The organism is Mammaliicoccus lentus, from assembly GCF_947036595.1.
GTDB lineage: Bacteria > Bacillota > Bacilli > Staphylococcales > Staphylococcaceae > Mammaliicoccus > Mammaliicoccus lentus.
Genome location: NZ_OX344834.1, coordinates 1,057,190 through 1,078,337 on the forward strand (window position 1 = coordinate 1,057,190; position 21,148 = coordinate 1,078,337).

The window sequence follows — 21,148 nt, forward strand, 5'->3', positions numbered from 1 at the left end:
ATAAAACCTTAGCTCTTTTTTGGATGAGATTGATCAAAAAGCAAGAGGTGATATTGTAGTTGGATTTACTCCTACAATAATCCAAGTAACCACACTCTTATTGGATTTACTCCTACAATAATCCAATTAGACATACTCTTATTGGATTTTCTACCTCATTAATCCAAGTAACTACATTCTTATTGGATTTACACCTACAATAATCCAAGTACACATACTTTATTGGATTTACTCCTACAATAATCCAATTAGACACACTCTTATTGGATTTACTCCTACAATAATCCAAGTAACCACACTCTTATTGGATTTTCTACCTCATTAATCCAAGTACACATACTTTTATTGGATTTACTAAGACAATAATCCAAGTAACCACACTCTTATTGGATTTTCTACCTCATTAATCCAACTACACATACTTTATTGGATTTACTCCTACAATAATCCAAGTACACACACCTTTATAGTCAAGTCCATATTTATGTGTAATATCTTTAGAAGTAATCAACCTTTGGTTTTTTAGAATGTATTAACAAAATAAATCTGTTTGATTTTTAGCAGATTCATTTTGTTAATCTCTACTTATTTTTCAAAAATAAGTAGTAAGTTTAAGGAATAAAAGGTCTTTTAGCATTATCTAGATTTTCTTGAATATCCATGAGTAATGCACCAATTAATCTAAAAGCTGAGTCTAGGTTAGGGAAAGTCTTAATGACTTTCTCTCTTTTTCTAAGCTGCATATTTATATTTTCAATAGAGTTAGTAGTTCGTATATTCTTATGGTGTTGTGCTGGAAATCTATAAAACTGTGTGGCATCTTCGAAGCCCTGATCTAATATATTTAAAGCTTCTGAATACTTAGGATTATTTTCATACTTAGTTACAAATTCATTTTTACTTTCAAGCGCATGTTGATATGTAGGAGCTTGAAAAATAGATTTAAGTAATGTTCTTGCCTCTTGTGAATTCTTTTTTGGAAATCTTTCAATGATGTTTTTAAGAAGATGAAATGTACAACGTTGCCAAGTTGAATCTATAAATTGTGATTTAATAGACTTAATAAGACCAGAATGTGCATCAGAAATAATGAGCTCAGGAGTTGTGAGGCCACGCATTCTTAAATCTTCAAAGAACTCAGACCAAGCCTGTTCAGATTCTTGATTAGAAATTTTAAAACCAATAATTTCACGTCTTTTAAGTTCATTTACTCCCATAGCTATATAAACTCCTTTAGAAACTATTTTATTATTCTCTCTAACTTTAATATGCATGGCATCAACAAATACATATCTGTACTGATGACTAGTAATAGGTCTACTCGACCACTTTTGAATATCGGGGTCAATATTTTTCATAACTTCTGAAATCGTAGATTTCGAAACAGATTTACCTGCCAGAGCCTCTACAATTTTCGTGATGTTTCTAGTTGAAACGCCATTAATATAAGCTTCTATCATCGCTAAAATCAGTGATTGATCAGAGCGAGAATATTGATCAAAAACTTCAGTTGTAAATTCGCCATCACGCGTTCTAGGTACTTTTAAATGAAGTGTTCCGACTGGAATCATAAAATCACGTTCATAGTAGCCATTTCGTTGTGCAATCCTTTCAGGATGCTTTTGTTTGAAATCAGCGTTCACAAACTGATCTCTTTCCATTTCCATATAAGCATTTAATACAGTTACAGCTATACTTTTCATAGCAGTATTTAAATTACTTTCTAAAATAGCACTTGCCAATTCTTCAAAGTCTACGTTAATATTTAACTGAGTCATATATAGGTCACCTCTACAATATTTTCTTAGTCGATTACATTGTACTAAAGTGAGCTATATTTGGCTCTTTTTTTATTACACAATTATATGGACATATTCACCTTTATTGGATTTATTAAGACAATAATCCAAGTAACCACACTCTTATTGGATTTACTCCTACAATAATCCAATTAGACACACTCTTATTGGATTTTCTACCTCATTAATCCAAGTAACTACATTCTTATTGGATTTACACCTACAATAATCCAACTACACACACCTTTATTGGATTTACCCCGACAATAATCCAAGTACACATACTTTATTGGATTTACACCTACAATAATCCAATTAACTACACTCTTATTGGATTTACTAAGACAATAATCCAATTAACAATACTCTTATTGGATTAACGATGACAATAATCCAAGTAACCACACTCTTATTGGATTTTCTACCTCATTAATCCAAGTACACACACCTTTATTGGATTTACCCCGACATTAATCCAACTAATAATAGTATTTTAGGTTTTTTAGGACATTTATGACTAAGGCTCGTTTGTTATATTGGCAGTAGCTGACTGGATTGAAAATGTGCTTATACAAAGCTTTTTATAATTCTAGTCATTCTTGTCGAGGTGGGACTATGAAATCTTTAAAAAAGAATTATGCCTCTCTCTTTATATATTAATATAATTAATAATTTTTAATGAAATTGTAAAAATAGGTGTTATTCGATTAATATAATTATAAAAGATATATTGATATTATAAAATGTATTTTATTGTATAATCATAAAAATTTATGGCATGCATTTTTAATTGTTAATTTATAGGTTTTGTGGTAAAAATGAAGATGAGATAGTGGGATTTACCATTAACTTAAATAAACAGCGTGATAGTGATGCGTTTTTTTGGAGGAAGTATGAAATTAGCTTGGTTAATAGATACTACAACTTATATTGATGATAATGTTGATAGCAAAGATGTATTTGTTGTTTCTTTATCAACAATTATCGATGGAAAACCATATAAAGATACGGAATTTGAAAGTTCAAATGTATTTTTTGAAATGTTAAAAGAAAATGGGAATGGTGCAAAAACTGCTCAACCAACGCCACAAGATTTTATTGAAACATACCAACATATTCAAGAAGAAGGTTATACGCATGTTATAGCAATACATCCTTCTAGCGCTTTATCTGGCACTTATAATTCTTCATTATCTACTGCACAGACCTTCCCGATGGAAATACATGTAATCGATAGCGGCACGGGGAGTTTTCCACAGAAAGATTTATTAGAACAGGGTAGAAAACTTGCTGAAGAAGGGTGTTCATTTGATGAAATTGTTAATCAATTAGAATCTTATAAAGACTCAAGTGAACTATATTTATTGCCTAGAAATTTACAGCAGTTAAAAAATAGTGGTCGCGTAACAAATAGTAAATATTTATTAAGTAGTTTATTGAATATTAAACTTTTATTGAAACTTGAACATGGGAAAATCGATTTAGAAGTTAAGTCTCGAGGTATGAAGAAGATAGAAGCTTATTTAGTGCGTCATATTGATGAAGCAATCGCTAAAGGTGTTGAAAGAATTGGTGTATTGCATGCTGGTAATGAAAAAGAAGCACATATTTGGAAAGAGCGTATTCTTACATTGAATAGAAATATTCAAGTATCAGTTGAACCTCTTGTACCAGTGGCAAGTGTACACACGGGATATGAAACAATAGCAATTGGATGGATTAACACAAACAAGTAAATAAATATTTTAAAAGTTGAGAATATTTTCTCAACTTTTTTATTTTGAGAAATATTAAATATACTCTTGTTTTAAATTTGTAAAAGTACTATCATAGATAAATCTGATTAAAATAATATGATTAAGGAGTGACTATAAATGAAAAAATATCCTTTAGCGATTTGGATATTAAGTTTAGGAGCTTTTGCAATTGGTATGACAGAGTTTGTAATTATGGGACTTTTACCAAACATTGCGAGAGACTTAAATGTTTCTGTATCTGATGCGGGTCAACTTATTACAGGGTATGCTCTGAGTGTAGCAATTGGTGGACCAATTATCGTACTAGCAACTTATAAATTACCTAGAAAGAACTTGCTTATTTTATTAATGGCTATATTTATAATAGGTAATGGTATTGGTAGTTTCGCCCCTAACTATGGTTCACTTATGATTAGTAGGGTTATAGCTGCTTTAGCTCATGGGTCATTCTTTGGAATAGGATCATTATTCGCAGCGAATATGGTAGCACCTCATAAAAGAGCAAGTGCTATGGCTTTAATGTTTATGGGATTAACATTAAGTAATATTATCGGTGTACCATTCGGGACATTTATTGGTCAATTATTAGGCTGGAAAATGACATTTGTTGTTATAAGTGTTTTAGGCTTATTTACACTTATAGGGATTATCAAATATGTTCCAAATCAAGAAGAAACGCAACCAATTTCGATTAAGAATGAATTGAATGTGTTAAAAGATTTAAAATTATGGCTAACTTTAGGTGTGACACTATTTGGATTTAGTAGTGTATTTGCTTACTTCACTTACATTTCACAAATATTGATTAATGTTTCTAATATTGAAGAACGTTGGATATCATTTGTTTTAATTATTTTTGGTGTAGGGGTTACATTAGGTAATATTATTGGTGGAAGATTGGCAGATTGGAACTTAAACAAAGCCTTACAAATTATATTCGTTATATTTCCTATCTATATATTCTTAATGTATTACATTCAAAACTATAGCGTGCTAATGGTAGTAGGAATATTTGTATTTGGTTTGATTGGATTTAGTATGAGTCCGTCATTACAATTTAAGAGTACAATTGTCTCTCAAGATGCTCCGATGCTAGCAAGTACGTTAAACCAATCAGCGTTTAATATCGGGAATGCATTAGGTGCAGCTATTGGTGGTATAGTTGTGAGCCAATTAGGAACAGAAAATTTAGCATTAGTTGCGCCGTTCCTAACAATTATTGGTTTAATATTCTTAATATTAGAGCAAGCATTATCTAAAAAAAGAGCTTTAAAAACTGCATAATTTTTTATTGGGAGTCTAGGACATAAATAATTGTCCCAGACTCTCTTTTTGTATTGGCAGTAGTTGACAGAGATACTATGTTGCAAGTGGGGCTTGTCTTGCAACTTTCATGTTTTTATCCATACATATTTAAGCTTTTTTTATGTGTTACCACTAATTTATAGGTATAATATATATTGTTGTAAGGAGGTCAAATAACAAATGAGACATTGGATTGAGGAACGTGTAATTAAAACACCTCATAAAATAGCGATTCAGCAAGGAGAAAACATTTTAACTTATAAAGAATTATTAAAAGATGCAAAAAAATATGCGCAATTTTTGAATGAGTTAAATCTTGAAAGAGTAGCTTTATATATTAAAAATGATATCCATCATGCTGCACTTATTATAGGTGCATGGTTGGAAAATGTTGAGCTTGTTATGATCAATACTAAATTAACTGCTAAAGAAATTGAAAACCAATTAAACTGCATAGATGTTCATACAGTTTTAAGTTATCAAGATTTAAAAATAAATCAAAAAGTAATCAATATAAATGATATTGAAGGGCGAAACGAAGTGTATGAAATTAAGCCATTTAATATAAATAAAATTGCCACAATTATGTTCACTTCTGGCACAACAGGACCTGCTAAAGCTGTTCCTCAAACATTTAACAATCATTATTATAGTGCACTTGGTTGTAAAGAAAGCTTAGGTTTTGGTGAATCAACTCGGTGGCTTTCAGTGTTACCTATTTATCATATATCAGGCCTAAGTGTATTGATTAGAAGTTTAATCTTTGGTTTTACGATAATCATTGAACCGAAATTTGAGACAAATCGTGTAATGAATCTTATAAAAAACAATAATATAACTCATATATCACTCGTACCTCAAACTTTGCAATGGTTAATGGAATCAAATTTAGACCAACCATACAATTTAGAAAAAATATTATTAGGAGGGGCAAAATTATCTCCTTCACTTATTAAAGAGTCTTTAAGTAGATCATTACCTATATATAATTCATTTGGTATGACAGAAACGTGTTCTCAATTCGTTACAGCAAGTCCTGATATGTTGAAAGAGGAACCAGAAACTGTAGGGAAAGTACCTTCAAATGTTAAGTTGAAAATTATAAATAGTAATGAGCAAGGCCACGGGGAAGTAGCTGTATTGGGTGAAAATGTAATGAATGGTTATTTAACATCTAATAATCCTGAAGAAGATTTTATAAATGGATATTTTAAAACGGGGGATATTGGTTCTATTAATGACGAAGGATTTATTTTTATTTATGATCGGAGAAAAGATTTAATCATAAGTGGTGGCGAAAATATATATCCATTTGAAATTGAACATGTTGTGTTAAACCATATAGACATCATTAATTGTGTAGCCGTTCCGGTAGAAGATGAAAAATGGGGGCAAGTTCCTGCACTTGTATATGAATCATCTAAACAAATTAAAGATGAGGAATTAATCAACTTGTTAAACAATCATTTAGCCAAGTATAAACATCCTAAACATTTTTATAAAATTAAAGAAATTCCAAGAACTTCGACGGGCAAGTTATCTAGACATAAAGTAAAGGCGTGGGTAGATTATGTTAGGAAATAAAATGAACTTTTATACGTTTACTGCTGAATTTAAGATTCCCATTAAAACGCCTTTAATTGAACTTGATAGTAGGGAAGTATTAGTAGTTGAATGGAAAGATTATGAAGGAAATACTTTTTACGGTGAATGTAATGCTTTTTCTACTAATTGGTACCATTACGAGACGATACAATCTGTTCAAAATATTTTAACCATATGGTATGAAAATAATAAATACAACCAACTTGATAGTTATGATAAAGCTAGTTTATCATTAGAGTCTTTAAACGACTATCCCAATGCAAGAAGCGTCATGTCTATGATATTCTTTCAAAAATTTCATGAGTTACAAGAGATAGAAGTAGATTATGGTGCAACAATTAGTGGGAACCTTCAAGAATATTTTAAAAGCTACAACGGTCGATTGCCATCGCGCATCAAAGTAAAATGGAATGATAATATAAAAGAGGATATGAAATATTTGAAGATGAATTATCCTGAAGTTAAAAGAGCAATCGATGCGAATGGTGTTTTAAATACAGATATTATAAAAGTGCTAAATAGTTTTTATGATGAAAATTTTATTTATGTAGAACAACCATTTAAAGAACTTAAACAATACAAAGAAGTAACTAATAAATTAGAAATACCTGTTTTTATTGATGAGTCTGCTACAAGTTTAGAAATGATACAAAAGTTTCGAGAATCAAACGTAATTGATGGTGTTGTTATTAAACCATCAAGAGTAGGTGGAATAGACAAAGCTTTAGAAATTATACAATATTGTAAAGAAAATCAATTGAAAGTCGTTATAGGCGGTATGTATGAATTTGGTTTAAGTAGTTATTTCACAGCATATTTGGCACAATATAGTGATTTACCAAGTGATATAACGCCAAGTGATTATTATTTTGAAGATGACTTTGTCTATAAATCTTCAAAGTTAACAAATCAAAACTTGTTATATTCACCGCCTGTTGTTATATATAATAAATTAAAAAAAATTAAGTCTGAGATGTAGAAAGGTCTCAGACTTAATTAGTATTTTTACAGCAGCTAACTGGACTTATAATTTATAAATATTAATGTTTATGGTCTTTTTTAGTTGGTACTGGATCAAAACCGCCTGGGTGAAATGGATGGCACTTTAGTATTCTTTTAATAGCCAACCAAGTTCCTTTGAGAACGCCGTATTCGGAAATTGCTTCTATAGCGTAATTAGAACATGTCGGATGAAAGCGACATGTTGGAGGCGTAAGAGGCGAAATATATCTTTGATATAATCGAATTAGCTTAATAAATAATTTTTTCATTGCTAAGCTCCTATTTATATTGATTGTTTGTTAAATTTTTATATGGCTTCACATCTGTGCTGTTAAATTTATAGAAATCTGTCGTTTGTTTCATGTGGATTTTAATATTCTCATTTTTAATTTTTCCAGTAGCTTCTATGTCAAATGTAAGCTGTTTAGGCAAGCTTTTATTCTTTTGGAATGATAATTTAAAGTTACCTTTTTTAATTTTTAAATCACTTATATTACTTAATGAATTTTGGTCAATTAAAGGTGATTGGCTATAACCAAAATCATATAAGTATTTCATAACTTTACCTGTACCTTCGTAAGACAATGTTCTATCTTCTAAATTGATATCATCTTCAATAGGTTTTAGTAAACTTTGGTTAAATGTTGTTAAATCAAACCAATCTTGACCAAGTTTTTGATAATAATCAACTTCTGCATTTTGTGTATGATAATTTAAGTAATTAGATTTAGGTGAAGATTTGAGTTTGTTTGAGTCAACATATATACTTTTGTTCATCGTTTTAAATGCTTTACTATTACTTTCTTGTTCGATATTGAAAGCTAGCTTATCGTGGTGATTAGTACGACCGTACGATTCTTGATTCAATTTTATCTTTTTATCTTGATAATCAACCGTCGTTACATTTTTAGAATGAATTGAATGAGTATCAATTTTCTTAATGTTTTTCTGGAAAGATTCAATAGCATCTGAGCTATCTTTATAATTATTTTGACCTTGTTGACTACAACTTGCTAGAATAAGAGTAATTGTCATAACAAGGGTTGTAAAAATTAACTTTTTCAATAGTTTCTACCTTTCTAATAAAATATATATACAGTTTATCATAATCAATGAAAGAGGTCGTGTATCATGCGTTATAAAGATCCAAATGGATTGTTTGTTGATCTACAATTTAAAGAACAAATAGAAGCCCAACATGCAAAGCATGTATTAGCGATACCTATATATAACAATCAAATTGTTCTAACACACCATAAAATAAGAGGTATAGAGTTACCTGGTGGAAAAGTTGAAAAAAATGAAACGAATAAAGAAGCAGTTATTCGAGAATTATACGAAGAAACGGGCGCTAAAGCTAAGTGTGCCATGTTTATTGCCTCATATATCGTCCATGATAAAATTCCATTTGATAAAGATGTATATATTGTTAATGTTGAAGAAATATTCGAAAAAAATGATTATTTAGAGACGTATGGTCCTATAATTGTAGATAATATAAATGAAGTCAACGAAGAAGATAAAAGTTTTTTACTTAAAGGTAAAGCAATATTAACATGTTTAGAAAGGGTGTATGAACTTGGATTTCTTAAATAGAAAAAGAATGCCTATATTTTTTAACAATCATTACACTGAAGAAGTTACTTATTCAGTAGATGACTTAAAAGTGAGAGGCTTGCTCATGACTCCCCATGCCAAAGTGAAACGCATTGTTGTTTATTTAAGAGGTGGTAAGGGTCAAGTAGGTAGAGTTCGACCAGGTAGAATGGCTCAATTTAAAAATCCAAATACACTTGTTTTTGCACCATATTATCGAGGAAGTAACGGTAGCGAAGGAAGAGATGAGTTTTGTGGTGATGATTTAAATGATGTTATTACCGGCATTAATATTTTAAAATCAAAATATCCAGAAGCACCTATTCATATGATAGGTTTTTCAAGAGGTGGAATACAAGGTCTGCTTACGTATCAAAAAGTAAAAGCATCTAGTTATATTATATGGGGCGGGGTAACAGATATGCTTATGATGTATAAAGAACGTGTTGATTTGAGAGGAATGCTGCGTCGTATGGTAGGTCACCCTAAGAAGCAACCGGGAGCTTATGAAAGGCGTGATGCGCTTAAAATGATTCGTGAAGACAGCCCTCCTATATTAATTATTCATGGAGATGAGGATGCTCAAGTAGGAATAGAAATGGCTTACCACTTAGAACAACATTTAATAAAAGAAACCGTCTTTCACAAAACGATTTATAAACAAGGGGAAGGTCACGTTTTTAGACCTCAAACAGAAAAAGAAACTTTAATCGAACTACAAAATTGGATGAATTTATGTGAACAAAAAAACTGAGCCATAAATAAATGAACTCAGTTTTTCTCTAATATAAGATTAAATTCGATTATAACTAAATCCGCCTTCTTCTTGAATATGTTCAGAAGCTTCACCGAATTTAGAGAAATTCTCTTTAAAGTCCTTTGCAAGTTGTTTAGCTTTTTCATCATACGCTTCTTGAGATACCCAAGTATTACGAGGATATAAAATTTCTGAAGGTACGCCAGCTACATGTTTAGGAATATTCAAACCGAATATTTCATCTTGAATAAATTCGGAGTTTTTAATTTCTCCGCTTATTGCACGTCTTATCATAGAACGAGTATATTTTAATTCCATTCTAGAACCAACACCATATTCTCCGCCAGTCCATCCTGTATTTACTAAGTAAACGTCTACGCCATGTTCATCAATTAATTTACCGAGTAACTCAGCATATTCTGTTGCATGTAATGGTAAGAACGGTGAACCGAAGCATGTTGAGAACACTGGTTGAGGGCTCGTTACGCCTCTTTCTGTACCAGCTAATTTAGAAGTGAAACCACTTAAGAAATGATACATAGCTTGAGATTTATCAAGTTTTGAAATAGGTGGTAACACACCAAATGCGTCAGCTGTTAAGAAAATAATAGTATTTGGATGACCTGCAATTGACGGTTGTACGATATTATCAATGAAGTCAATTGGATATGCAGCTCGTGTGTTTTCAGTTAATGTTGTGTCGTCATAATCAACTGTACCATCTTTTTGCACACCAACATTCTCTAAGACTGTACCGTAACGAATAGCATCATATATTTGAGGTTCTTTTTCTTGGCTTAAACTTACAGTTTTAGCATAACAGCCACCTTCAATATTAAATACGCCATTTTCGTTCCAACCATGTTCATCATCACCAATTAATTTTCTGTTTGGATCAGCTGATAAAGTTGTTTTTCCTGTTCCAGATAGACCAAAGAATAAAGCAACGTCATTATTGTATCCAACATTTGCAGAACAGTGCATGCTCATGATACCTTTTTTAGGAAGAAGGTAATTCATAACTGAAAAAATACCTTTTTTCATTTCTCCAGCATATTCTGTTCCGCCAATTAAAATTACACGATGTTTAAAAGAAGTAATAATAAATGTTTCAGAGTTTGTTCCATCTTTTTCAGGGTCTGCTTTGAAACCAGGGGCACTTATTATTGTGAAATTAGGATTGATATTTAAAGCCTCTTCTTTTGTTTCAGGGCGGATAAACATATTTTGTGCAAATAAATTATGCCAAGGTAGTTCGTTTATAACACGTAAATCTAAACGAGTAGATTCATCGGCACCCGCATATCCGTTGAAGACATAAAGTTGTGATTTTTGGTTTAAATAGTCAATAACTTGATCATATAAATTTAAAAAACTGTGTTCAGAAATAGGCTGGTTTATAGAACCCCAATCTATATCTTGTTCCGTGTCTTCTTCTTTAACAATAAATTTGTCTTTAGGTGAGCGACCTGTGTATTTACCAGTTTCCATTCTAATAGCTCCGGATTCAGTTAACACACCTTCACCTGATTCTAAAATGTGTTTGTACAACTCAGATCTAGAAAGTTGTTTTAAAGTTGTTTCTTTGCTAAGAAGATTAGTTAATTCGATTGATTCTGTAATTGACTGTATTGCCATAAATGACGACCCCCATGTCTAAAAATTATTTTGTAAGCATTTTCATGGAATTAGTATAACACATTGAGATAAATAGTCTATACTAATAAACGAATTTATTGTTAAAAGTTTATGACAAAATATTTATTTCGTGTTTCATTGACATAATTCTAAAACTTTAGTATTATCATTTCTGACGGATTCTCTTATCCTGAGTGGTGGAGGGACATGGACCCAATGAAACCCAGCAACCTCTTTCTAAATGAAAGGAAGGTGCCAAACCGTTTGCAGACCAATATTGTCTGAACGATAAGAGCGAATGGACACGAGTGTGCCTTCTCTCTATTGTTTTATAGAGAGAAGGCACTTTTTATTTGCACTGAGGAAGAGACCGTACAACATAATCTAAAGGAGATTTTTTATGTCAAAAAACAGAAGACTCTTCACATCCGAATCAGTAACAGAAGGACATCCTGATAAAATTGCCGACCAAATATCTGATGCAATTTTAGATGAATTACTAAAAGGTGATCCAAAAGCGAGAGTCGCTTGTGAAACAACTGTAACTACAGGTATGGCTTTAATTTCAGGAGAAATATCAACTTCAACATACGTAGATATTCCGAAAGTAGTAAGAGAGACTGTAAAAGATATAGGGTATACTAGAGCGAAGTATGGTTATGATTTCCAAACAATGGCAATACTAACAGCTATCGATGAACAATCACCTGATATTGCTCAAGGTGTTGATTGTGCTTTAGAAGATAGAGACGATTTAACAGATAGTGAAATTGAGTCTATCGGTGCTGGAGACCAAGGCTTAATGTTTGGTTATGCTACAAATGAAACTGAAACATATATGCCGTTACCAGTATATCTAGCTCATCAATTGTCAAAAAGATTAACTGATGTACGTAAAGATGGCACTTTAGAATATTTACGTCCAGATGGAAAGACACAAGTAACAATAGAATACGACGAAAATGATAAACCTTTAAGAGTAGATACTATTGTTGTTTCTTCACAACATCATGAAAAAATAGAATTAGAAAAAATTCAACAAGATATTAAAGATCATGTTATATATCCAATCGTTCCTAAGGAATTATTAGATGATCAAACAAAATTCTTTATTAATCCTACTGGAAGATTTGTTATTGGTGGGCCACAAGGAGACGCAGGTTTAACAGGTAGAAAAATCATCGTTGATACATATGGTGGTTATGCTAGACACGGTGGAGGTTGCTTCAGTGGTAAAGACCCAACTAAAGTTGATAGATCTGGTGCTTATGCGGCTCGTTATGTAGCTAAAAATATCGTAGCTAGCGGCCTAGCTGATAAATGTGAAGTTCAACTTGCATACGCAATTGGAGTAGCACAACCTGTTTCAATTGCTGTTGACACTGCTGGTACTGGTAAAGTTGAAGAAAATGTACTAGTAGAAAAAATAAGAGAATTATTTGATTTAAGACCAGCAGGTATTATTCAAATGCTAAACTTAAGACAACCAATATATAAAAAGACTGCAGCATACGGTCATTTTGGTAGAACTGATGTAGAATTACCATGGGAACAATTAGATAAAGTAGAATTATTAAAAGATTTAGTAAATAAATAAACCTAAAAGTAAAATCAGTATTAAAAAAGAGTCTCATCATTAGTTATATGATCTAGTGGTGAGATTCTTTTTATATATATTCTTAGATATCTGAGAATTTTAATTTACTAATAAAGTGTGTATTAACTATAGAAATGTACGAAGTATTTAAAAAATCAAAAAATAATGCTTAAATTAGAGAAGAATATTGAAGATATATACTGAATTTATTTATAATATTTACTATAATAGATGTAATACATAAGAAAGGGAGCGATCAGCAAATATGAGTCAATTAGAACCGATTCATTATGGATTAATCGCAGCTGTCGTTATTGCGATAATATTTATCATATTATTCTTTGTTTCATTAAAACAAAGAAAGAATTCTTTGGCGAAAGTTCAGGAACAACATAAGAAGCAAAATGAGTCACTTAAATCTGAACACAAAGAAAAATTGGACCATGAACGAGTAGAAAACAAAAAGGTTCTATCTAAACAAAAAGAAGAGCATCAAGTTGAAATTTCTCAAAAAGAAAGAGAAATTGACTCATTAAAAATATTTTCGAAAAATGAAGGAGAATATATAACTGATAGACATTTATTAGATCTCCGTGATCAACTTGTTAATGAACGAAGAATAAGACCTGAAGATATGCATATAATGGCAAATATCTTTTTACCTAAAGATCCTTTAGGTAAGGTACATCAAATCGATCATATTGTTTTAACGAGAACTGGTATTTATGTTATTGACTCTAATTTGGTAAACGGCCATATATATCATGGTATAACTGAACAGCAATTTAGTGAGTTCCCTGTACTTGGGCAAGTGTTTGAAACATTGGATTTAAATCCTAAAAAAGAACAAACTTTACTCCTTGAAAAACAAGCTAGTAAAAAATCAGCTGCATTTCATGATTATACTGATAAAGTTAAAGAAGTGGACGAAACATCTGAAGAATTACAAAGACAACTCGAACTTAAATATACGCCAACACCAATCATCTATTTCCATCCTGATGAAGTGGATGAAGCCACAATTAGTAATTACTCACAAGATCCAAATATTAAAGTGCTTGTTGGTGAACAACAATTACAACATTTCTTCAATAAATTTGTATTCCATGGAAGATTCCAATACAGTGTTGAAGATCTAGAAAGAATAATGGACGAGTTAGAAAAGTTTAATCCTTAAGCAGAAAACGCTACAATAATAGTAGCGTTTTCTTTTTTTATAAATAATATGAAAAGGTGGTTGTGAAAATGAGTGAGAAACAATTTGATGTTAGAAATCCTGCTACGGAAGAAATTATTGAAACTTTGAACAATAATAGTGAAGAAGAGATTAACGAAATGATTGAAAATGCTCATCATGCTTTTCAAAAATTTAAAAAAACAACAGCTCACGAAAGAAGTGCACTTCTATATAAATGGCGTGAGCTCATTTTAGAACAAGAAGAAGAAATTGCGTTAATTATGACTAAAGAAAGTGGTAAACCATTAAAAGAATCAAAAGGTGAAGTAAAGTATGCTACAGATTACATTTTATGGTTTGCTGAAGAAGCTAAAAGAACTTATGGCAGAGCAATACCAGAGCATGTAGATAATAAAAGATTAATCGTTACTAGAGCACCGGTGGGTGTTGTCGCAAGTATTACACCATGGAATTTCCCAGCAGCAATGATGACAAGAAAAGCAGCGCCAGCTCTAGCAGCAGGATGTACATTTATTTGTAAACCTGCACAAGATACACCATTAACAACAATGAAATTTGTAGATTTAGCTCATGAAGCTGGTTTTGATAAAGATGTTATACAATACGTTAATGGTTCAGGTAAAGACGTTGGTAAAATCTTTACAAGCCATGAATTAATTTCTAAAATCACTTACACTGGTTCTACACCAGTAGGTAAACAATTAATGGAGCAATCTAGTTCAACTCTTAAAAAAGTTACGTTAGAATTAGGAGGGCACGCACCTTTAATTGTTCATGAAGATGCTGATATAGAAAAAGCCGTACAAGGTACAATAGCATCTAAGTTTAGAAATGCTGGTCAAACTTGCGTATGTGCTAATAGAATATATGTACATGAATCTATTAAAGATAAATTTGAATCTTCATTAAAATCTGAAGTGAACAAATTGAAAGTAGGTAACGGGCAAAATGAATCTACTGACATTGGTCCTGTAATCAATAGTGATGGATTTGAGAAAATAAAATCACATATTGATGATGCAACTAGTAAAGGTGCCCGTGTAGTAACTGGAGGAGATAGTTATAAAGATGGTGGTTATTTTGTAGAGCCAACTATTCTATCTGAAGTTACTGATGATATGAAAATTATGTTTGAAGAAACATTTGGACCAGTTATACCAATTCAAACATATAACTCATTAGAAGAAGTAATCAAGAAGGCGAATGATACACCATTTGGTTTAGCAGCATATTTCTTTACAGAAAATTATGCAACTGGCATAGAATTATATGAAAACTTAAATTATGGTGTGATTGGTTGGAATGATGGAGGTCCAAGTGCTGCACATATCCCGTTCGGTGGTATGAAAGAAAGTGGTTTTGGCCGAGAAGGCGGTTCAGAAGGTATTGAGCCATATCTAGAAACAAAAGTAGCTTCAATACTATTATAAAGATAAAACCAGGAGGAAATAACATGACACAGAAACAAGTAGAATTTTACAATGGTAATACAATACCAGCACTAGGATTAGGAACGTTTAGAGTTGAAAACAATGATGAATGTAGAGAAGCGGTTAAACATGCTATAGAAAGTGGTTACCGTCATATAGATACAGCACAAACTTACAAAAATGAAGAAAAAGTAGGCCAAGGTATTAAAGAAGGTTTAGAATCAGCAGGCTTAAATAGAGAAGATTTATTTATAACTACTAAATTATGGATGACGGATTACGGTATGGAAAATGTCCAAAATGCATATGAAGCTTCATTACAAAGACTTGGGCTAGACTATGTAGATTTATATCTGATTCATTGGCCTGGAGACGATAAAGAATTAATTGCTGAAACGTGGAAAGCAATGGAAGCTTTATATAACGATGGAAAAATTAAAAATATAGGTGTGAGTAATTTTAATGTTTCACATTTAGAAAGTTTGTTACAAGAAGCATCTATTAAACCAGTGATTAATCAAATTGAATGCCATCCATATCTAACTCAAAAAGACTTAAGAACATACTTAAAAGCACAAAAAATTGTAGCTCAATCATGGTCTCCATTAATGAATGGACAAATTTTAGAAGATGAAACAGTTAAAGAGATAGCAAAAGAAATAGGTAAAACACCGGCTCAAGTTATCATTAGATGGAATATTGACGAAGATATAGTTGTGATACCTAAATCAGTAACACCATCAAGAATTGAAGAGAATTTAAATGTTTTTGATTTTGAATTAAATGAAGATCAATTGTCACGATTAAATAATTTAAATAAAGACGAAAGAATTGGACCTGACCCAGAGAAATTTACTGGTAAATAAGGTGAATAAGTAAAATATAAATAAATTCTCCTAATCCGTTAGATTTTAAAATTTTGGATTGGGAGAATTTTTTCGAATTTTTAAGTGTATGAATGCCTAAGTATAGGTGTTATTACTTTAAAAAACTTTGAAATTTGTTAAATGATATAGCCTAAATAACAAGCAGTTAATGATAATATAACCGTTAATGCTATATATAATATCATTTGTTTATATGATTTTAATAAGTAACGTTCATATACTTCAAGTATATGTGTTGAAAAAGTTGTGTAACCTCCACAAAAACCGATAGCTAATATCGAATAAATATGTGAACTTTCTGCTATATATTGTGCACAAAGACCAATAATAAAGCTTCCAACAACATTAACGATTAATGTAGCAAAGGGGAAACTTTGCGTGAAAAATTTACTGATAATTTGATTTGTCATATGTCTAAGTACTGCTCCTACACCAGAGCCTATCATTATTAAAATTAATATCATTTTTCCTCTGTCCCTTTCTTATATCCGAGAGCAACAAATATAAATCCTAAGATAATACTTATAGTTACATAAGTAAAAGCTAATATAAATTGTCCGCTTTTTAACAAGTGTATTGTTTCTAAACTTAGACTAGAATACGTAGTGAGCGCACCTAAGAAACCAGTTGTTATCATTTTCTGTATATAAGGGTGTTTTTTAAAATATTTTATAAAATAAGTAGAGCAAATACCCATAAGAAGAGCACCAATTAGATTTACTGATAAAGTCGAGAAGGGGAAGGTATTACTTGAAATAATAAAACTTGAAAGATAGCGTAATCCACCTCCAATTGCACCACCTATAAATATTACGACATAAATCATATAAAAACCTCCAAAATAAAAAGGAGCGGGACAGAAATCTTATTTTTCAAAAAAGATTTCATAGTACCGCCCCGGTAAGGGTGACTAGGAGTAAAAAAAGCTTGATATAACCGCATTTTTCATTCCAGTCAGTTACTGTCAATATCATGACAGAGGTTGAGACATTGATAATATCCTAACCTTAAATTATACCAAAGAATTTCACTATAACGACAATGTGGTAAATAATAACTACAAATAATAAAATTGGTAAAAATTTACTGATTTTCGCAATAGTTTTATGCTTTTCAGTTTGATATTTAATTGACTTATCAGTTGTAATAACAGCAATAAGTAATAGAATACCGTTTAAAATACTGCTGATTAATACAAGTGATACTAGAGATCCAAACCATGATTCTATGAGAGGATTCTGTGCACTTAAAAATAAACTAATAATCATGAGTACAACTGATATATAAAAATAGCGTTTAGCTTTATCCATGATGGCCTCCAAAATTTCCATATAATCGCTTATGTTATCATAAATGTTAATTCAATGCATCTAATAACTTTAATACTTCTTCAAAATCATCCATCTTTTTACAGTGGCTTGGAAGAATAAATAACTTTTTGTTACTGCTATGCTTAAAATCAATTAATTTCATATGGGTTTCTATAAAACGCTCGCCATTGTATGATTGTTTAAGTAATCGTTTTGTAGGAAGTTCATTTTTGTCTAAATTTGAACGACACCATGCAGCGTCACTACACATGAATATATTTAAATCTTGAAATTTCATCATTAAGCCAAATTGACCAGGCATTGCTCCAGGTAAATAATAACTGATTAGTGAATCATTATTAAAAATTTTAAATCCTTTACCAAGAACAGAATCATCAACTTTCGAAAAATTTTCTATAAACTCTATACGATCTTTAAAGTCATCAGGCATAACATGGAAACTCAATTGTAGGCTATTGTTTGAAACTTGTTGTGTTATGAAATCATGATAAGCTTCATGAGAAGTGATAATCGTAGCGTTTTTAAAAGCATTTAAATATCCAATGTGGTGACTAGCGAAATTTGTAATAATACAGTAATCAATTTGATCAGGATGAATATGGTCTTTCATAAGTTGGCTTGGCAACGTTTCAAAAACTTTATAATCTTGTCTATGAAAAAGTTTTAAAGTTTTTAAATCGGTGCTAGGCTTAACGCGTTCTGAAAAACCAGTATTGATTAAAATTTTAAAATCGTTAATTTCTAAATAATAAGAAAAGATATAATAGCGTTCGACTAAACTTTTCTTTCTATTATTTATGATGGCTTCGTCTCCTAGAAAGGAGCCCGTTGAATATAGCTTGAAGTGTTTAATTATTTCATGCTTGTCAATCATCGTAACTCACCGCCTAGTTAATCCATATTTTAAATATATAAATCATATTTATAATTAAACTTATATTTATGTATATTATGACATAAAACTATTGAAATTACATTTAAGGAAGCTTAACAAATGTTATATAAATCAAATAATTTAGTAAGCGATTGCAAATTGTGGTACGATAATGTTACATAAATTGAAAGGAATGAATAGCATGAGTAATCTAAAAGTACAAGTATTTGCTGATGGTGCAGACATCGAAGAAATGAAGCAAGCATACCAAAATAATGAAGTAGATGGTTTTACTACAAATCCTAGTTTAATGAAAAAAGCAGGCGTTACTGACTATAAAACATTTGCTGAAGAAGCAGTTAAAGCAATCCCAGACGCTTCAATTTCATTTGAAGTATTTGCGGATGATATAGAAACTATGGAAAAAGAAGCGGAAATTTTAAAACAATACGGTGAAAATGTATTCGTAAAAATTCCTGTCGTTAATACTAAAGGTGAATCGATGATTTCACTTATTAAAAAACTGTCAGAGAATGACGTGAAAGTAAACGTTACGGCAGTATATACAATAGAACAAGTAAAAGAAATTGTTGAAGTGATTAAACCGGGTGTTGAAACATACGTATCTGTATTTGCAGGACGTATTGCTGATACTGGTGTAGATCCACTTCCTTTAATGAAAGAAGCAGAAAAAGTTTGTCATAGCAAAGAAGGCGTGAAATTGTTATGGGCAAGCTGTAGAGAATTATTTAATGTCGTTCAAGCAGATGAAATTGGTGTTGATATTATAACATGTCCAAAAGATGTAGTGGCTAAGGTTCCTAACATTGGAAGAGATGTAAATGAATTATCAGTAGATACAGTTAAAGGTTTCGCTAAAGATATTAAAGCAAGTGGTTTAAGCATTTTATAATTAATATTGAGAAGTTATAAAAATGGAGTTTGGTACATAATATACCAAGCTCCTTTTTACTGAAATAAATATTAAATTATAGGTAGACCTAAACTAGAATTAACCCACTAAATTAATATTATTTTACGATAGCTAATTCATTAACTTGTCTGTTGTTTTGTTATATAATCATATTTCAATGACAAAAATGGAGTGGACAATATGGCAAACAACTTAAGACTAGCTCAAAAGGGTGCATATATTAGTATTGTTATGTATATCATTCTTTCAATTATAAAATATATAGTAGGTACCAGTTATCATTCTTCTGCTTTAAGAGCAGATAGTTTAAACAACTTAACGGATATTTTCGTTTCAGTGGCTGTATTAGTAGGATTAAAAATATCTATAAAGCCAGCAGATAAGAATCATCCGTATGGACATATGAAGACTGAGAATATCACAACTTTAATCGTTTCATTTATAATCATGTTCGTAGGTATTCAAGTTATATCATCTAATATACCTATACTTTTCACTGGAGAGTACGGTCAACCTAGCACTTTAACAATATGGGTCAGTTTCATCAGTGGTATTGTCATGCTTCTCGTATATAAATTTAATGATTCTTTATCAAAGAAAACAAAGAGTACATCTTTAAAATCTGCATCTAAAGATAACTTATCCGATGCACTAGTCAGTATTGGTACTGGTATAGGTCTAATATTCACACAAATTGGATTTCCTATAGTGGATATTGTCTTAGCAGTTATTTTAGGTGTGATTATTGTGTTTACTGGTTTTTCAATATTTAAAGAATCTATATTTACACTTAGTGACGGATTTCACGAAAAAGATTTAAACAATTATAGTGAGGATATATCTAAAATACCTGGTGTAATAGATGTTCCATCGATTAAAGGCCGATACCACGGAAATAGTGTGTTTTTAGATGTTACAATTGTTGTAGATAAAAAACTTTCTTTAGACGAAGCTCACGATATATGTGACTTAGTTGAAAAAGAATTACAAAAATCAGGGGTATATTCGTCTTATGTTCATCCTGAACCTAATTTATAAAAAACTTATCGAGTCTGGGACATAAATATGTCTCAGACTCGTTTTGTTGATTTTTAAATTTTCCATTTTTCTTATATTTGTTGCTATTATAGCAATCCTTAAAACATATTTCATTTTAGACTTTTCTCGTTAAGATATACAAAAGTGCTTTATTTGTGGTTCAACTTTTGTGGTGCACTTCATAAAGGTATGGTTAGTTGGATTATTGTCATAGAAAATCCAATAAAGGAGTGTGTATTTGGATTAATGAAGTAGAAAATCCAATAAAGGAGTGTGTATTTGGATTAATGAAGTAGAAAATCCAATAAGAAGGTGCGTAGTTGGATTATTGTCTTAGAAAATCCAATAAAAGTGTGGTTAGTTGGATTATTGTCTTAGAAAATCCAATAAAGGTGTGGTT

20 protein-coding genes and 1 riboswitch are annotated in these 21,148 nt (G+C 31.0%); of the genes, 12 read left to right on the plus strand and 8 right to left on the minus strand.

All coding sequences use genetic code 11. From position 1 onward, the window contains the following. Window positions 1–611 precede the first annotated feature (611 nt). Entirely contained in the window at window positions 612–1,778 is a 1,167-nt protein-coding gene (locus tag ACNMOQ_RS05310) for an IS256 family transposase (protein ID WP_064205432.1), read from the minus strand. A gap of 914 nt (window positions 1,779–2,692) precedes the next feature. On the opposite strand from ACNMOQ_RS05310, the gene ACNMOQ_RS05315 reads away from it, so the two are divergent. From ACNMOQ_RS05315 to menC, 4 genes are all read left to right on the plus strand, one after another. Continuing rightward, window positions 2,693–3,535, plus strand: coding sequence for a DegV family protein (locus ACNMOQ_RS05315; RefSeq protein WP_416350314.1), 843 nt, complete (start codon window positions 2,693–2,695; stop codon window positions 3,533–3,535). A 138-nt stretch (window positions 3,536–3,673) separates the two neighbouring features. Next, the gene (locus tag ACNMOQ_RS05320) at window positions 3,674–4,840 is read left to right on the plus strand and encodes an MFS transporter (protein ID WP_416350315.1); all 1,167 of its coding nucleotides are present in this window, start codon (window positions 3,674–3,676) and stop codon (window positions 4,838–4,840) included. A gap of 201 nt (window positions 4,841–5,041) precedes the next feature. Continuing rightward, on the plus strand, window positions 5,042–6,445 hold the full coding sequence (gene menE, locus ACNMOQ_RS05325; protein WP_070045727.1) for an o-succinylbenzoate--CoA ligase: 1,404 nt from the start codon (window positions 5,042–5,044) through the stop codon (window positions 6,443–6,445). Then, the gene (gene menC, locus ACNMOQ_RS05330; RefSeq protein ID WP_416350316.1) at window positions 6,432–7,445 is read left to right on the plus strand and encodes an o-succinylbenzoate synthase; all 1,014 of its coding nucleotides are present in this window, start codon (window positions 6,432–6,434) and stop codon (window positions 7,443–7,445) included. The genes menE and menC overlap by 14 nt, the downstream gene beginning before the upstream one ends. Window positions 7,446–7,506: 61 nt before the next feature. On the opposite strand, the gene yidD is transcribed toward menC, so the two are convergent. Both yidD and ACNMOQ_RS05340 read right to left on the minus strand, forming a co-directional pair. After that, window positions 7,507–7,737: a membrane protein insertion efficiency factor YidD gene (yidD, locus tag ACNMOQ_RS05335; RefSeq protein WP_416350317.1), complete on the minus strand. Its 231-nt coding sequence runs from the start codon at window positions 7,735–7,737 to the stop codon at window positions 7,507–7,509. Window positions 7,738–7,747: 10 nt separating this feature from the next. Continuing rightward, on the minus strand, window positions 7,748–8,533 hold the full coding sequence (locus tag ACNMOQ_RS05340) for a DUF6612 family protein (RefSeq protein WP_218708820.1): 786 nt from the start codon (window positions 8,531–8,533) through the stop codon (window positions 7,748–7,750). A 66-nt stretch (window positions 8,534–8,599) separates the two neighbouring features. Here ACNMOQ_RS05340 and ytkD point away from each other — a divergent pair, with 66 nt between their 5' ends. Together ytkD and ACNMOQ_RS05350 are read left to right on the plus strand one after the other, a co-directional pair. Continuing rightward, entirely contained in the window at window positions 8,600–9,064 is a 465-nt protein-coding gene (gene ytkD, locus ACNMOQ_RS05345) for an RNA deprotection pyrophosphohydrolase (RefSeq protein ID WP_416350318.1), read from the plus strand. Further along, window positions 9,048–9,818, plus strand: a complete 771-nt coding sequence (locus ACNMOQ_RS05350; RefSeq protein ID WP_416350319.1) for an alpha/beta hydrolase family protein — start codon at window positions 9,048–9,050, stop codon at window positions 9,816–9,818. The genes ytkD and ACNMOQ_RS05350 overlap by 17 nt, the downstream gene beginning before the upstream one ends. Before the next feature lie 39 nt (window positions 9,819–9,857). Here ACNMOQ_RS05350 and pckA read toward each other — a convergent pair whose 3' ends face one another. After that, complete coding sequence (gene pckA, locus ACNMOQ_RS05355) at window positions 9,858–11,459, minus strand: phosphoenolpyruvate carboxykinase (ATP) (protein WP_064211346.1); 1,602 nt, start codon at window positions 11,457–11,459, stop codon at window positions 9,858–9,860. A 182-nt stretch (window positions 11,460–11,641) separates the two neighbouring features. After that, window positions 11,642–11,754: riboswitch (SAM riboswitch) on the plus strand. Between the two features lie 105 nt (window positions 11,755–11,859). On the opposite strand from pckA, the gene metK reads away from it, so the two are divergent. The 4 genes from metK to ACNMOQ_RS05375 all read left to right on the plus strand — a co-directional run bounded on the left by metK (window position 11,860) and on the right by ACNMOQ_RS05375 (window position 16,550). After that, window positions 11,860–13,056, plus strand: a complete 1,197-nt coding sequence (gene metK / locus ACNMOQ_RS05360; RefSeq protein WP_064205308.1) for a methionine adenosyltransferase — start codon at window positions 11,860–11,862, stop codon at window positions 13,054–13,056. 265 nt (window positions 13,057–13,321) lie between these two features. Next, complete coding sequence (locus tag ACNMOQ_RS05365) at window positions 13,322–14,233, plus strand: nuclease-related domain-containing protein (RefSeq protein ID WP_064211344.1); 912 nt, start codon at window positions 13,322–13,324, stop codon at window positions 14,231–14,233. Window positions 14,234–14,301: 68 nt separating this feature from the next. Further along, window positions 14,302–15,684 carry an NAD-dependent succinate-semialdehyde dehydrogenase gene (locus ACNMOQ_RS05370; protein ID WP_070045732.1) on the plus strand — a complete coding sequence of 461 codons (1,383 nt, stop codon included), beginning with the start codon at window positions 14,302–14,304 and terminating at the stop codon, window positions 15,682–15,684. Window positions 15,685–15,707: 23 nt separating this feature from the next. Further along, a complete protein-coding gene (locus ACNMOQ_RS05375; RefSeq protein ID WP_218688430.1) occupies window positions 15,708–16,550 on the plus strand; it encodes an aldo/keto reductase in 843 nt (280 codons plus the stop codon). A 137-nt stretch (window positions 16,551–16,687) separates the two neighbouring features. On the opposite strand, the gene crcB (ACNMOQ_RS05380) is transcribed toward ACNMOQ_RS05375, so the two are convergent. The 4 genes from crcB (ACNMOQ_RS05380) to ACNMOQ_RS05395 form a co-directional block, all read right to left on the minus strand. Continuing rightward, window positions 16,688–17,035 carry a fluoride efflux transporter CrcB gene (gene crcB / locus ACNMOQ_RS05380; RefSeq protein WP_017001138.1) on the minus strand — a complete coding sequence of 116 codons (348 nt, stop codon included), beginning with the start codon at window positions 17,033–17,035 and terminating at the stop codon, window positions 16,688–16,690. Then, complete coding sequence (gene crcB / locus ACNMOQ_RS05385) at window positions 17,032–17,397, minus strand: fluoride efflux transporter CrcB (RefSeq protein ID WP_064211340.1); 366 nt, start codon at window positions 17,395–17,397, stop codon at window positions 17,032–17,034. Before crcB (ACNMOQ_RS05385) ends, crcB (ACNMOQ_RS05380) begins: the two co-directional genes overlap by 4 nt. Window positions 17,398–17,578: 181 nt before the next feature. Beyond that, complete coding sequence (locus ACNMOQ_RS05390; protein WP_017001140.1) at window positions 17,579–17,881, minus strand: hypothetical protein; 303 nt, start codon at window positions 17,879–17,881, stop codon at window positions 17,579–17,581. Between the two features lie 46 nt (window positions 17,882–17,927). Next, window positions 17,928–18,776, minus strand: a complete 849-nt coding sequence (locus ACNMOQ_RS05395; protein WP_017001141.1) for an MBL fold metallo-hydrolase — start codon at window positions 18,774–18,776, stop codon at window positions 17,928–17,930. Window positions 18,777–18,978: 202 nt separating this feature from the next. Here ACNMOQ_RS05395 and ACNMOQ_RS05400 point away from each other — a divergent pair, with 202 nt between their 5' ends. Continuing rightward, a complete protein-coding gene (locus ACNMOQ_RS05400; RefSeq protein WP_017001142.1) occupies window positions 18,979–19,689 on the plus strand; it encodes a transaldolase in 711 nt (236 codons plus the stop codon). 201 nt (window positions 19,690–19,890) lie between these two features. Then, on the plus strand, window positions 19,891–20,748 hold the full coding sequence (locus tag ACNMOQ_RS05405; RefSeq protein ID WP_017001143.1) for a cation diffusion facilitator family transporter: 858 nt from the start codon (window positions 19,891–19,893) through the stop codon (window positions 20,746–20,748). Window positions 20,749–21,148 lie beyond the last annotated feature (400 nt).

What these genes read in the sequence shown, in the direction of transcription:
- ACNMOQ_RS05310 (WP_064205432.1), bottom strand. Translation starts at nt 1,778, where the DNA reads ATGACTCAGTTAAATATTAACGTAGACTTTGAAGAATTGGCAAGTGCT.
- ACNMOQ_RS05315 (WP_416350314.1), top strand. Translation starts at nt 2,693, where the DNA reads ATGAAATTAGCTTGGTTAATAGATACTACAACTTATATTGATGATAAT.
- ACNMOQ_RS05320 (WP_416350315.1), top strand. Translation starts at nt 3,674, where the DNA reads ATGAAAAAATATCCTTTAGCGATTTGGATATTAAGTTTAGGAGCTTTT.
- menE (WP_070045727.1), top strand. Translation starts at nt 5,042, where the DNA reads ATGAGACATTGGATTGAGGAACGTGTAATTAAAACACCTCATAAAATA.
- menC (WP_416350316.1), top strand. Translation starts at nt 6,432, where the DNA reads ATGTTAGGAAATAAAATGAACTTTTATACGTTTACTGCTGAATTTAAG.
- yidD (WP_416350317.1), bottom strand. Translation starts at nt 7,737, where the DNA reads ATGAAAAAATTATTTATTAAGCTAATTCGATTATATCAAAGATATATT.
- ytkD (WP_416350318.1), top strand. Translation starts at nt 8,600, where the DNA reads ATGCGTTATAAAGATCCAAATGGATTGTTTGTTGATCTACAATTTAAA.
- pckA (WP_064211346.1), bottom strand. Translation starts at nt 11,459, where the DNA reads ATGGCAATACAGTCAATTACAGAATCAATCGAATTAACTAATCTTCTT.
- metK (WP_064205308.1), top strand. Translation starts at nt 11,860, where the DNA reads ATGTCAAAAAACAGAAGACTCTTCACATCCGAATCAGTAACAGAAGGA.
- ACNMOQ_RS05365 (WP_064211344.1), top strand. Translation starts at nt 13,322, where the DNA reads ATGAGTCAATTAGAACCGATTCATTATGGATTAATCGCAGCTGTCGTT.
- ACNMOQ_RS05370 (WP_070045732.1), top strand. Translation starts at nt 14,302, where the DNA reads ATGAGTGAGAAACAATTTGATGTTAGAAATCCTGCTACGGAAGAAATT.
- ACNMOQ_RS05375 (WP_218688430.1), top strand. Translation starts at nt 15,708, where the DNA reads ATGACACAGAAACAAGTAGAATTTTACAATGGTAATACAATACCAGCA.
- crcB (WP_017001138.1), bottom strand. Translation starts at nt 17,035, where the DNA reads ATGATATTAATTTTAATAATGATAGGCTCTGGTGTAGGAGCAGTACTT.
- crcB (WP_064211340.1), bottom strand. Translation starts at nt 17,397, where the DNA reads ATGATTTATGTCGTAATATTTATAGGTGGTGCAATTGGAGGTGGATTA.
- ACNMOQ_RS05390 (WP_017001140.1), bottom strand. Translation starts at nt 17,881, where the DNA reads ATGGATAAAGCTAAACGCTATTTTTATATATCAGTTGTACTCATGATT.
- ACNMOQ_RS05395 (WP_017001141.1), bottom strand. Translation starts at nt 18,776, where the DNA reads ATGATTGACAAGCATGAAATAATTAAACACTTCAAGCTATATTCAACG.
- ACNMOQ_RS05400 (WP_017001142.1), top strand. Translation starts at nt 18,979, where the DNA reads ATGAGTAATCTAAAAGTACAAGTATTTGCTGATGGTGCAGACATCGAA.
- ACNMOQ_RS05405 (WP_017001143.1), top strand. Translation starts at nt 19,891, where the DNA reads ATGGCAAACAACTTAAGACTAGCTCAAAAGGGTGCATATATTAGTATT.